At 34.7% G+C, this 13247-nt stretch carries 12 protein-coding genes; 10 read left to right on the top strand and 2 right to left on the bottom strand.

Going from position 1 to position 13247, the window contains the following annotated elements; genetic code table 11:
* Nucleotides 1-4 precede the first annotated feature (4 nt).
* From ABX784_RS03180 to ABX784_RS03170, 3 genes are read left to right on the top strand one after another with little or no spacing between them, the layout of a single operon-like run.
* A complete protein-coding gene (locus tag ABX784_RS03180; protein ID WP_372652470.1) occupies nt 5-955 on the top strand; it encodes a hypothetical protein in 951 nt (316 codons plus the stop codon).
* 42 nt (nt 956-997) lie between these two features.
* Nucleotides 998-3379 carry a hypothetical protein gene (locus ABX784_RS03175; RefSeq protein WP_372652468.1) on the top strand — a complete coding sequence of 794 codons (2382 nt, stop codon included), beginning with the start codon at nt 998-1000 and terminating at the stop codon, nt 3377-3379.
* Nucleotides 3380-3420: 41 nt separating this feature from the next.
* Nucleotides 3421-4206 carry a hypothetical protein gene (locus ABX784_RS03170; protein WP_372652464.1) on the top strand — a complete coding sequence of 262 codons (786 nt, stop codon included), beginning with the start codon at nt 3421-3423 and terminating at the stop codon, nt 4204-4206.
* Nucleotides 4207-4208: 2 nt separating this feature from the next.
* On the opposite strand, the gene coaE is transcribed toward ABX784_RS03170, so the two are convergent.
* The gene (coaE, locus tag ABX784_RS03165) at nt 4209-4850 is read right to left on the bottom strand and encodes a dephospho-CoA kinase (protein WP_372652462.1); all 642 of its coding nucleotides are present in this window, start codon (nt 4848-4850) and stop codon (nt 4209-4211) included.
* A complete protein-coding gene (gene mazG, locus ABX784_RS03160; RefSeq protein ID WP_372652460.1) occupies nt 4847-5647 on the bottom strand; it encodes a nucleoside triphosphate pyrophosphohydrolase in 801 nt (266 codons plus the stop codon). Before mazG ends, coaE begins: the two co-directional genes overlap by 4 nt.
* A 58-nt stretch (nt 5648-5705) precedes the next feature.
* On the opposite strand from mazG, the gene ybeY reads away from it, so the two are divergent.
* The 7 genes from ybeY to ABX784_RS03125 form a co-directional block, all read left to right on the top strand.
* Nucleotides 5706-6266 carry an rRNA maturation RNase YbeY gene (ybeY, locus tag ABX784_RS03155; RefSeq protein ID WP_372652457.1) on the top strand — a complete coding sequence of 187 codons (561 nt, stop codon included), beginning with the start codon at nt 5706-5708 and terminating at the stop codon, nt 6264-6266.
* A 53-nt stretch (nt 6267-6319) separates the two neighbouring features.
* Nucleotides 6320-7393 carry a peptide chain release factor 2 gene (gene prfB / locus ABX784_RS03150; protein WP_372652540.1) on the top strand — a complete coding sequence of 358 codons (1074 nt, stop codon included), beginning with the start codon at nt 6320-6322 and terminating at the stop codon, nt 7391-7393.
* Nucleotides 7394-8602: an ABC transporter permease gene (locus tag ABX784_RS03145; protein WP_372652455.1), complete on the top strand. Its 1209-nt coding sequence runs from the start codon at nt 7394-7396 to the stop codon at nt 8600-8602. It begins immediately after the preceding gene.
* On the top strand, nt 8602-9264 hold the full coding sequence (locus tag ABX784_RS03140; RefSeq protein ID WP_372652453.1) for an ABC transporter ATP-binding protein: 663 nt from the start codon (nt 8602-8604) through the stop codon (nt 9262-9264). The genes ABX784_RS03145 and ABX784_RS03140 overlap by 1 nt, the downstream gene beginning before the upstream one ends.
* 119 nt (nt 9265-9383) lie before the next feature.
* A complete protein-coding gene (gene bamA / locus ABX784_RS03135) occupies nt 9384-11708 on the top strand; it encodes an outer membrane protein assembly factor BamA (RefSeq protein WP_372652451.1) in 2325 nt (774 codons plus the stop codon).
* Nucleotides 11709-11735: 27 nt separating this feature from the next.
* A complete protein-coding gene (locus ABX784_RS03130; RefSeq protein WP_372652448.1) occupies nt 11736-12239 on the top strand; it encodes an OmpH family outer membrane protein in 504 nt (167 codons plus the stop codon).
* An 81-nt stretch (nt 12240-12320) separates the two neighbouring features.
* Nucleotides 12321-13247 (top strand): UDP-3-O-(3-hydroxymyristoyl)glucosamine N-acyltransferase (locus tag ABX784_RS03125; RefSeq protein ID WP_372652446.1); only part of this gene is annotated, 927 nt, incomplete at its 3' end.

Here is a 13247-nt window from a genome sequence, read left to right as displayed (position 1 = left end):
AAATATGGCGAAAAATCTAAATAGAGATTTTCAACAGGGGATGCAAACACTTGAAGATATTCAAGCCCTGGGAGAGTATAACCTCTCGCCATTAATTGACCAAGCGGCCTTTCACTTTTCTGAAGTTCATAGGAAGGCCGAATTTTCATTTGAAAACCTTAATTCTTATTCAAAAGTTCAAAGCTTCCTTGAGAAAACAATTGATAATCTAATCACGGCCTATACTCTTAGAGACGAAGTGACTCATCAGGTTCTTATTCAAAAAAAATATGAGAATATGTCTCTTGAAAGTTGGAATAGATTGTTAGAAGTATTACCTACAAGTTTACATATTTTAAATATCTTTAAATTTGTTGGTACTCAGAATATGCAAATCTCTAGAAAGGGAATAAAGGTTAGGGGCTTAATTAAGACAGATGAAACGATCATAAAATTTAGAGAAATTGTATATCGCTCATCTCGAAAGTTACTTGAGCAAAATAGTATCTTAACCTACTCTATTGAAGAGTTAGATGATGAGAGGCTATGTTGGCTTGAAATTAATGTCGATATGGAGCATGATGAAAACTTGAGCTATAATGTCGACTTCTCTGAAACGTTAGGAATGAAGCTAGGTTTCTCAAATATTTTTGAAAAATATAAATTGAGTAATGAAGAAGCTAGTAAATTACCTAGACATCTTATTATTGAAATATCCCCAGATTTAAATATATCGAAATACTACCGAATACCTGATCACTATACTACAGATTCAAATTCAAAAGAAATGTTACACTTTTCCTTTTTATTTCGTCCTGTTTCGATCATAATACCTAAGAGTGGTCTTCTGGAAAAGAGACCTTTCAAAGCAAATTGTGAAGACACAGGAAGTGGCTTAGAACAACAGGAAGTTAAAAATCAGATAAGTTCTAATTATAGATATATCGATTTCTTCTCCCTGATTAATCAATCTTAGCTGCTCAATAGAATGTAACTTTTATTCTTTTGAGGTGAGTAAATGAATGTCAAATTCGGCAGATCCCTACAAACGTACTATGCAGTATCTTTTATCGCTCTTATAACCATTGTTGGTTATGGAATATTCTATTTTTGGAATTATGGGCCGGTGAACATTAATAATGTTTCTACTGTTTTTGAAGCAACACTTCAATTAGATGAATTTAAGAAAAGAGATGATATCAAATCTATTTGGTCACAAGTTGATAACGATAGAGTTAGAGATGCCATTACTTCAATGGATGAAGTTCAAAACTATTCTAAAAAGCTGAACTTAATTTCAAGTATTGATAGTTATGATGCACTAGAAGAGTCAATGCAGAAGTCTAAGAAGTCTTTAAATGCACTTATTTCTTATCCTGAAGTTTCTACAATAGTTAATGTACTTCACAATAAAGTTACAAAGTTTGAAAATTTCGTATCTTCAAATAGCTGGAGAACTCTTACTAGGGTATCTAAGAGAATAAACGCAAAAATTAAACCTAGTCGAACAAGAGGTCCTGGTTATTATACTTACTCAAAACTCAATAGACTGTGGTCAAGTGTTAGAGATGATGTTGTCTTAATGGAGAGAGTTACTGAAGGTTCAGTACTTTCAAATGAAGATAAAAATCTAATCTTAACAAAAACAAAAACACTGAAAACTGAAATTACAATGCTCGCTAGCTACCTTTCGGATTTTAAAGTTTTTAGAATTGATTTTTTAGATACGGAGAAAAATTTCAAAGTATGGTTAAAAAACATTGAGCCAGAAATAAGTTTAAAGAAAATACAATTTGAAAGAAATTCTCAGAATATGCTTTTCTCTTTAATTGGTTTACTTGCGGCCATGCTGACTATTGGAATTGCAGGATTCTTCTTATACAGAAGAAGTGAAGCAAAGAATAAGGACGAAGTAGAAAAAGTTGTTATTCACGCTATAAAAGAGGGTGTAATTCCTACTGAAACTTCTTTTGATCAATCTCTTTCTATTAAGACAAGAGAAGAGTTTGATAAGTATAGAGAGTACATACATAAGAGAATGAGTTTTGGATCAATCTTTCAGGATGCCATGCCTTTCTCATCACTTCTTTTAGATTCAAATTTAAATTTAGTATGGGCAAATGGACTTTTTTACGAACACTGGGGACTGTCTGATTATAAGAAAAATGAAGAGAGTGTAACTTGGGATTTTCTACAAAGATTTACGAACTTAGGTGAAAATGATCCTGTTATTAGTGCCGTAAAAGATGATGTTGCTGGAATATATAATATTCAAGTTAAGACGAAGAAAGATGAAGAGTCACTTCCATTTGAAATGTATGTATCACCAGTAGAGTATGCAAATCAAAGAAGGATTATGATTTCTTTTTATCCTCTTAGATCTATTGAGGAAACTCTCTCTAATCAATCTAAATCACTAGTTGGTCCAGTAGCAAGAACACTTGAAGCACTTACTTCTGGGTCTTTCAATCAGGAATTTAAAGAAAAGACTGAGAAAGATTTTGATATTGCTGGGATTACTGAAGTTTGGAGTAAATTTCAAAAATATCATGAGTTTGTTACAGGACAGAAAAATGGTCTTCTGCAAGAAATAGAACGACTCGAAAATGACTTATTTGATCAGTACAAACTTGTTAATGATATACAGACAACTTTAAATGAAAATACAGAAGTACAAAAAGTTGCGATATCAAAATTTAAAGATACTAAGAGTAGTATTGTAGATATTGTTGAACTTAGAAATGAGATGGAGTCTCTCTATCAAAATACAGTGACTACATCGAAAGGACTCTTTCAAGATGAAGTTACTCTTCTTTCTCAGTCTCAAAAAATAGCAGAAACTCTTGTAGATCAAAATAAAGCTTTAGAAAATGTTGATAAGGTTAGAAAAGAATACAAGACTTTAAAAGGAAATGTTGATCAATTTAGAGGTCGTATGATGCAGCTTCTAGATCAGTCACTTATCTTTCAAAAAACAGATAGTACTAATTACAAAGTCGAGCAGAGTCTTTCTAAGATAAAAAATGAAGTGAAAGCATTTGAAAAAGTGCTAACAGATTTCTCGAAGATATCAACAGCTCTAGATGTTAACCTATCAAAAGTTCAGCTGATAATGCAGCAGTCAGAAATACCTAACTTTTCTGAACTTCAGTACAGAATGGAAGAAGCTAGAGACTTGATAGAATCTGATATGTTTAATGTTAGTAGACTCTCTAGAACTGGACAGACTAAAGATGATGAAATGATCTCATCTCTAAAAGGGTTGTATCAAGCATTTAAAGAGGGATATATTAAGCTTTCAGAAGCAATAGAATTATCTACTTCAAATGCAAGTTTAGAAATAGAGCTGGAACTTGAAGAAGATCCAGTTGAAGAATATACACCTGAAGCAACAGCATAACTTTAAGGTCACTAATGTGGCCTCTTTTTATTTGGAATATTATGAATAAGATTTACTATATTTTCTCACTTCTACTTTTATGTTCTTGTGCAACTGATATTGACTTTCATGTTCCACTAAATCGTTTTGAAGCACCTGAGGTAAACGGAAAATTCTTGAAAGGGAATATAGATATAGGTTTTGGTTCATCCCATAAAGTAACTACAGCAGAAGTGGTTGAGAGTATTTTTCCATCAACTTTTGATCCTACTGTTACTGAAGGTGGAGGTATTGAGAGAAGTTCTCATTTAAGTTCTAGTTTTTCACTAGGTTTACTGAAGAGATTAGACTTTGTTTTTAAGTCTCACGGTGATGGGGCAGAAGTATGGGGAGCTAAGTATCAATTTCTTGGAAGTGTCGCCAGTGAATCAAGTAACGGTTGGAAGGGCTCTCTTCAATTAACAAAAGGAAGTATGAGCGAAGATGAGGGAACATTAAATGTATCTCTACGTTCTGGTGGAACAAGAACCTACAATGGTTATATTGAAGTAGAGACTTATGATGCCTCTCTTAACTTCGGTTATAGATTTAATAAGTATTTTATCACATACTTGAATTCAGTTTATAGTTACTATGATTCTGAATCGACAATGTCATCTAATTCTTTTGCAACAATAAATGTAAATGGAATAGTAAGAACTTATGGTGGTCTCTTAGGAGTTCGCTTTGGTCAGTACGATCAAAATCTATCAGTAATAATAGAAAGTGGTCTGATGTACTCGACGTGGGAAGGGGATATTAGTGAGACGAGTGTACCAATTGGTGCAAGCTTTAGTTATAACTGGTAAAACTAGTCTTCCATTAGAAGACTAGTTATTGCTTCAAATTCGTACTCTAGTTTCTCTATTGTATTATTGTTGTTAATACAGAAGTCACTTAGCTCTTTTTTCTTATCAATAGGGAATTGCTGATCTAAAATCTTTTCCGCAAGATCCTTGCTGGAATTATCTCTCTTTATAATTCTCTCTATTTGAACTTCTCTCTTCGCATATACACAAATTGTAAGATCAAAAAGGTGTTCCATACTCTTTTCAAATAAGAGGGGGACATCATAGATGATGAGTTCTGGGGTTTTAATTTTTGCTAGCTCTGTCTTATAGGCTGCTGGAAGCCTCTTATAGATAAAGTTCTCAAGCTTTTCTTTATTTTGAACTTCTTTAAAGGCAATCTCTCTTAATGCTTTAAAATTAATTAGATTATTTTCAACTGCATCAGGAAATTCTTCTTGTATAAAGTTTAATGTTTCTTCCATGCTATAAATGGTTTTAACTAACTTATCAGCACAAATGACATGGACACCTGTTTTAGTGAATAAGTTCGAGACGGTACTCTTTCCCGTTGCGATACCCCCAGTTAGTCCAATGACAGGACAAGGAGTTTTATAGAGTCTTTCTTCACTTGTTTTCGTTACAAATATTTCTTTTAACTTCATAGTAGACCCTTTTCAATTTTCTTGGCCTTGTTCCAGTAAACATCCATTTCCATTTGATTCATATCACTTACTTGTTTTGAATCTTCGATAATTAACTCTTCCATACTATTAAAGCGATTAATAAATTTTTTATTTGCTTCTCTTAAGGCATTTTCAGGATCAATTTCAAGATGTCTTGCTAATTGGGCCGCAGAAAAGAGAAAGTCTCCCAACTCTTCTTTAACTCTATCTTTATTTATTTTACTGGCAGCCAACTCTTCTTTGAGCTCTTGCCACTCTTCTTCTACTTTATAGGTAACTTGTCCGGCGTTCTCCCAGTCAAAGTTAATTTTCTTTGTCTTTTGGCCGATTTTATTCGCACTGAAAAGAGCAGGAAAGTGGAGGTAGCTCTCATCAAAGTATTTCTTATTTTTACCAGATGACTCTTCTTTTTTTATTTTTTCCCAATTAGCTTTAACTTCATCATCATTTTTTGCTAGCTCGGGGTTTTCAAAGACATGAGGGTGTCTTCTAATCATTTTCTCCGCTAGGACTTTTGAGACGGACTCAATATCGAACTTTCCATTCTGCTTTGCTATGACGCAGTGGAGAACTACTTGAAGAAGAACGTCCCCAATCTCTTCTTCCATGGCGCTATAGTCTTCTACTTCTGTGGCATGAATGAACTCATAAGACTCTTCTGTTAGAAATTTGAGTAGTGATTTATGGGTTTGTTTTAAATCCCACGGGCACCCACCATCAGGATCTCTAAGTTTTGAAATTACTTCGACCATTTTTTCGAAATTTGGGTAACTCATGATGACTCCATGGGATAAATTGGCTAGTATAGGTTACCACTTTAATAATGAATTTATAATGAAAAATAAAACCATTGAAGCTGAAAACTTCGCCATCTACATCTCCGACTCAACCGAATCCAAGGATTTGGAAAACCCTTTGTTGGAGAAGTACTTAAATGAGACTGTTTCTACAATATTGAAATTTATTCAAGGCACTCATTTAGATGAAAGAGTACAGAAGTGTGAAAGCTTTGAGGTCGACATAACTCTTTGTGATGAAGAGGAAATACAATCTCTAAACTTAGAGCATCGCGAGAAGGACAAAGTCACAGATGTTCTTTCTTTCCCAGGATATGATAACTTGAGAAAGGGTGCTGAGGATCTCTTTTTATTTGAAGAGAATATCCACTTTGGAGACATTGTTATTTGCCGTGAAGTTTGTGAGAGGCAAGCGAAGGAATTTAACATTTCTTACGAGCAAGAACTGATACACCTCTTCGTTCATGGATTTCTTCATTTATGTGGTTATGATCACGAGATTTCAGACGAAGAAGATAAGATTCACTTCTCACTTGAAGAAGAATTAGTAAAAGAAATATATGAGAACATGGGATTAGATAATGGAAGAGTCTATTAAGATTAGTTTAAATGAAAAAGTTTCAGCTCTTAAAGGCTATGACGTTAGATTAGATAACCTACGGAGGTCACTTTGAGATAGAGAAGAAAAACTCTCGTCTCGGTGAAATTTCTGATATGGAGGCCATGCCTGGCTTTTGGGATGACTCTGATAATGCAGCAGTGATTCAAAAAGAAAAGTCTGTTCTCGCTGATATTGTTGATACATATAATACATTAAAAGAGCTCTATGATGAGTTTGAAGTCTTAGTTGAGTTTGCTACAGGTGAAGAAGATGAAGAGTCGGCTAAAGAAGCAATAGAGTGCTACTCTAAATTCTTAAAGCAATTTAATGCTGCTGAATTAAAAGTGCTCCTCTCTGGGGAAGTAGATCCAAATAATGCTATTGTCTCTATTAATGCTGGCGCTGGTGGTACTGAATCATGTGACTGGGCAAGTATGCTCTTTAGAATGATTAATCGCTGGTCAGAATCTAAAGGATTTAAAGTTCAAGTCTTAGATGTTCAAGATGGTGATAGTGCAGGAATAAAGTCTGCCACTATGACGATTTCTGGAAATTACGCTTATGGATACTTGAAGTCAGAAATTGGAGTACACAGACTTGTTCGTCTCTCTCCATTTGATTCAGCTAATAGAAGACATACTTCTTTCTCATCTATTTTTGTATCACCAGAGATTGATGACAATATAGAAATTGAAATCTTAGACAAAGATCTAAAGATCGATGTGTACAGATCTGGTGGAGCAGGTGGACAGTCTGTAAATACGACTGACTCTGCTGTTAGGATGACTCACTTACCAACTAATACTGTTGTTACATGTCAAAATGAAAGAAGCCAACTTCAGAATAAGCTACAAGCAATGAAAGTCCTCAGATCAAGACTCTATGAATTAGAGATGGAAAAGAGGAGAGCTGCAGATGCTGAGACTGAGGCCGGTAAACAAGAGATAGGTTGGGGGGCACAGATTAGATCTTATGTCTTACATCCTTATAAGTTAGTTAAAGACGCTAGAACTAGTTTTGAATCAGGAAATGCTGATAAAGTATTAGACGGAGACCTTGATGGGTTTATGGATGCTTTCCTTAGATGGTCTGTAAGTAATAAAATAGAATCGGAGAATTCATAATTGTTTGAATCAACATTATTAAAGCTATTTCTAAGTGACAAGGGAACGAGAAGATTTGCCATCGGTGTAATCTTTGGTTTTGCTTTTTCTATTGCTGTTATTCTTGGAAATATCGGAATTATGGATGGGTTTGAAAGCTCTCTTCGCATTGGATTGAAGAAATCAAATGGAGATTTAACAATTCATTCTCGATATGGCTTTTTTGATTTTGAAAGCTATCTCAAGCATGAGTTAGAGATTGCTAATATCAATACCTTCTCAAGCATTGTACAGACTGAAGGCTTTATCATTAAAAATGAGATCTCAAAAGGTGTCATGATTAAAGGTATAGAAGAAGAGTCTTTTAAGAAAGTTACTGGGTTAGATTTAAAACTTAGAAATAGTGACGTTATCCTTGGAAGTGAATTAGCTAAATTTTTAAAGGTTGGCGTAGGCGACCCTATTGTTTTGGCCTTTGCTAATGGTAACTCTCAAGTCTCAGGACTACCTTCTCTAAAGCGATATCATGTTTCAGGAGTAGTTGAGCACGGTATTTATCAAAGAGACTTACGAACTTTATATATTCAAAGAAAGGTTCTCCAGAGTGACCTAGGTGTGGATAATAGAGTAAACCTTATTTCACTAAATATTAGTGATGATGAAGATGAGTTCTTAAGTGATCCCGTAGATTACTCTTTAAAGATTGATAAGGTGATTGATGGCTTTAAAGGATCAATCGGTAGATCTTATGTTGTAAAGCCATATTGGAGAGAGTTCTCTACACTTATTACAGCAGTTAAAGAAGAGAAGTTCTTCATAAGTATAATTCTTCAAATTATAGTTATCATTTCAATCTTCAATGTTTTAGCATTCGTCGTTTTCCTAAATGAAAAAAGATCGAGAGAGTTGTTCTTGTTTAAGGCCCTAGGTATGAGTCAGAAAAAAATAAGGCAAGGATGGATGTATTTGATGTCTATTATATGGGTAGCTTCTTGCGCTTTAGCATTACTCTTTGTTCAGGGGTTTAACTGGGGACTTGTTAATCTTCCGTACTTTAAACTTCCGGGTGATGTTTATACGCTAGGAAATCTATCTATTAATTTAGATTTATTTGATTATTCAATAGTATTTTTAATATCATATTTTTGGTTATTTTTGATTTCTTGGATTGCTCTTGTAGTGATGAGTAAGAAGTCGGTCCTTACTGGACTTAGAAAGGAGTTCGCCTAATGTCTTTTGTTGTAGTTAAGGACGTCAAAAAAACTTTTGCTAAGGCCCACGCCTTGAATGGGGTAACGGTAGAGTTTGAAGCAGGGGAGCAGTATGTTATTAAAGGAGCTTCTGGTTCAGGGAAATCAACTCTTTTATATCTAATTGGGGGACTTGATAGAGCTAGCTCTGGAGAGATCTCGGTAGGTGGGAAAAATTTATTTAAATTAGGTGATGAGTCTCTTGCTCTATATAGAAATAACTTTGTAGGGTTTATATTTCAATTTCACTTCTTACTTCCGTCGATGAACTGCTTAGATAATATTCTTTTACCTGCAAAGATTGGTGGAAAAGATATAGCTGAGGCCAAAAGTTTAGGTCTGAAGTTAGCTGAGCATCTTGGTGTTACTCATTGCTTGGCAAAATTTCCGTACGAATTGTCTGGCGGGGAGCAGCAAAGAATAAATATTATTAGAGCACTCTCGTTGAGACCAAAGTTACTTTTATGTGATGAGCCAACAGGAAATCTAGATTCCGAAAATTCAAAAATTGTAACTAAACTCCTAAAGTCGTTAGCAGTGGAGTTTAACGCAACGCTAATCGTTGTAACGCATGATGAAAGTGTGGCCGAGCATTTCCATCAAAAGCTTGTAATGAGTGATGGTTGCATAGTGTCCAAATAAAAGTCCCTTTGATTAATGTGTTGCATTGTAAATGTGACTAAATTCTTTTTGTAAGATCGTGAGAATATTGATAATTTTCTATACTAGAGTTTTTTAATCCAGTTGTATTTGGAGAATGGATGTCTCATATTTTTAATGACACGGAGAAGCTGATTCCTCGTCAAACACTTTTCAGCCTTCTGGTCGTATGTATTTTATTCGTTAATGCGAGTATCTTTGCGATAGATGATATCGGTCCTAAGCAAGATCTTTTCAAAATAAGTGATATTCAAATTGAAGGAATCAAGAAGGTTGAAAAAGAAGCAATCCTTGAAAGAATTCATTCTAGAAAAGGAATGATGCTTGATAACTATCTACTAAGAAAAGATATCCAAAGAATTTATAGCTTAAAGTATTTTGAATGGGTTGAGTCTCATCATAAAACTGTAAAGGGAAAGGACGTCCTTGTCTTTAAGGTTAAAGAAAAGCCAATTGTTACAAAGATAATCTTTGAAGGAAACGATGAGATTGATGAAGATGATTTAACTTCGCAGTTAAAGACAAAAGAATTCTCAATCTTAGACGTGAATACAATTAAGTTAGACCTGTCAGCTCTTCAAAAGTTTTATGAGGAAAAAGGTTTCTACCTAGCTTCAGTAGACTATGAGTTAAGAAATAGAAATGAAGAGAACTTAGATCTTGTATTTAAGGTTCGTGAGTATGAGAAAGTTCTTGTTAAGAAAATCTCTTTCTTTGGAAATAAGGCCTTCTCTGATGATGAAATTAAAGGAATCATGGAGACTAGAGAGGAGAGTTTATTCTCTTTTATGTCTGGCTCAGGTAACTTTAAAGAATTTAACTTCAATATCGATATTGAGAGAATTAAAGACTTCTATAAAACTAAGGGATATTTACTGGTAAATGTTGGTACTCCTGATATTACAGTATCTGAAGATAGAAAATGGGTCTTTATATCAGTAAAGGTTAATGAAGGACCACTCTTTACAGTTAGAGATGTTACTTTCCAAGGGGAAGTTCTCTTTACTGATGAGGAACTTAAAGAAAAGCTAAGTTTAAAAACTGATGAAACATACTCTGAGGCATTATTAAGACAAGACGTTCAGATGCTGACTGAGATGTATCAAGATAAGGGTTATGCGTTTGCCAACGTTTTAAGAACTCTTCATCCAGTGCCAGGTGAAAATAAGGTTGATGTTGAATTCTCTTTTGAGAAAGGTAAGATCGCTTATTTTGGTAAAATCGTTGTTAAGGGAAATACAAAGACTAGAGATAAAGTAATTCGTCGTGAGCTTAAGATTCATGAAGGGACAATGTTCTCAGGTACTAGTCTTAGAGAGTCAAAAGAAAATGTAAATAGACTAGGGTTCTTTGAGCCAGGTAGTGTTGTATTTAACACAGTCTCTCCTCAAGGAAGAGATGATGTTCTCGATGTTGAAGTTCAAGTAAAAGAAAGAAATACTGGTCAGATCTCTCTTGGTGCTGGTTACTCGACAGCTACTGGTGCTTTTTTACAGGCATCGATTGCTCAGAATAACTTCAGAGGACTTGGACAAAACTTATCATTCTCATTAAATATTGCTGATAGTAATAAGACATTTAATATTGGTTTCACTGAGCCGTACCTATTTGATACTAAATGGACAGCTGGTGGAGATATATTCGTAACAAGTAACTCTCAATCAACTTCTTATGATTATGAGAGAAAAGGTTTTGATGTAAGAGTTGGATACCCAATCTTTGAGTACACAAGACTATTTGTAACTTATAAGTTTGAGGATACTCAGCTTGAAAATGTTGTAGACCCTACGGTTGATCCAACTACTGAAAATGGTATTGCATCTTCAGTTAAGACGACCATCCTTAGAGATAAGAGAGATAACAGAATGGAGCCTACAAAGGGTTACTACTTATCTCTATCTGCTGAGTATGCTGGAGTTGGCGGCGACAAGAAGTGGTTTAGAAATGAAGTTGATGGAAGGTTATTCCATAGAGTTGTTGGAGACTTAATCTTTAGATCTAGAGTGTTTGCTGGAAAAATTGAAAGAGATGGTAGAGCAATTCCAAGAACTGAGAAGTATACTCTTGGTGGTTCAAGAAACCTTAGAGGTTACTCTTACGAAGATGTTGGTCCTAAGAAAACAGTTAATGCTACAATCGATGGTATAAATAGAGATTATACTTTCAATTCTGGAGCATTATTCTCGGCTTTTACTCAGATTGAACTTGAGCATCCACTTGCAAGAGAAGCTGGCCTAAAATGGGTTCTATTCTTTGATGCCGGTGACTCTTCGACAGTAGGTGAATTTGACTTAAAAATGGATTATGGTTTTGGATTTAGATGGTTCTCACCAATTGGTGTGCTAAGATTTGAATTCGGATACCCTCTTGGAGATAAAGAACAAGCTGGTAGCCAATTCCATTTTGATATAGGACAATTATTTTAATTACATATAACTTCTAAGGAGTTTTCAATGAAGAAAATATTAGTTTTAGTAGCAGCAATGATGATGTCTGCCCAAACAATGGCAATTGTTGTTGGAAAGGTTGATGTACAAAAAGTAATTCTTTCAGTTAATGAAGGAAAAAAAATCAAAGACAAGTTAAAGAAAACTTTCGAAGAGAAGCAAAAAATTCTTAAGAAAGAAGAAGATAAAATTAGAAAAATGCAAGAAGACTTTAAGAAGCAAAGTCTTGTAATGAATGAAAAAGCAAAAGAAACTAAGCAAAGAGAAATTCAAGAAGACATTATCAAGCTTCAACAAAAAACAGCTGGATACCAAAGAGAAATTCAAGAGCTTGAGCAAAAGCACAAGAAACCACTTTTTGAAAAAATTAAAGCCGTAATCAACACTGTATCTAAAGCTGCTGGTGTTGATATTACAATTGAATCTGCAACAGCTCCTATCATTTACGCTAAGTCTGAGAAAGAATTAACTGATGATGTAATTGCAGCTTACAATAAGAAACATAAGTAGTTTAAAGCTTAATTAATAAAAATAATTTAAGGGAACAAAGTCATTTAGGCATTGTTCCCTTTCTTAGTATAAGGGGGGACAGTGTTTTCTCTAAAAGAATTAAAATCATTCGACTCATCACTTGAAATTGTAAGTGGAGATCTAGATCAAAAGTTTAAAAGTATTACAGATAGTCGTGAACTTAGTGAAGACTGCCTACTATTTTTAAAAAATAAAAAACACCTAAGAATATTGAGTGAGGCCATTGTATCTAAAAAAGATCTTGGGCTTCTAATTGTTGAATCTAAGCTCTTTGAAAGCTTGGATGCAGAAGAGTTAGCGCCTTTAAGAGATACTTTTAAAGTTGTCGCAACTTGTGCTGACGCCTCTGTTTCAATGTCTTATCTTTCTAAACCATTTTGGGAAAAGAAGTTTTCTTCTCTAAACGAAGTTGTTGATGGAAGACAGATGGGATCAGAAGCAATTCACCCAACGGCTTGGATTGCCCAAGGTGCATTCATTGCTGAAGGTGTAAAAATTGGTGAAGGTGTAAAAATTCACTCAGGTGTAAGAATTCTCTCTGGTTGCGAAATTGGGGACCATTGTGAAATATTTCCAAACGTAGTTCTATATCCATTTACGACTCTTGGTAAGAATTGTCGTATTCATGGAGGCACAGTTATTGGTGCTGACGGTTTTGGATATAATTATCATCAGGGACAACATCTAAAAGTATGGCACATCGGAGATGTTCATATTGGTGATGATGTTGAAATCGGAGCTAATAGTTGTGTTGATAGAGGAACTTTCTCTGCAACTAATATTGGTAATGGAACAAAAATAGATAACCATGTTCAGGTTGGGCATAATGTTCAGCTTGGTATGGGAGTAATAATCTGTGGTCACGTGGCCATAGGTGGTAGCGCAGTATTAGGGGACTTCTGCGTAATGGGCGGTAAGGCAGCTATGGGAGATAACTTTACATTAGGTAAAGGAGTACAAGTTGCTGGAGGCGGTATGGTGAATTGC

This window comes from Halobacteriovorax sp., assembly GCF_041587335.1.
Lineage (GTDB): Bacteria > Bdellovibrionota > Bacteriovoracia > Bacteriovoracales > Bacteriovoracaceae > Halobacteriovorax.
This window is presented reverse-complemented; position numbering and strand designations above follow the sequence as displayed.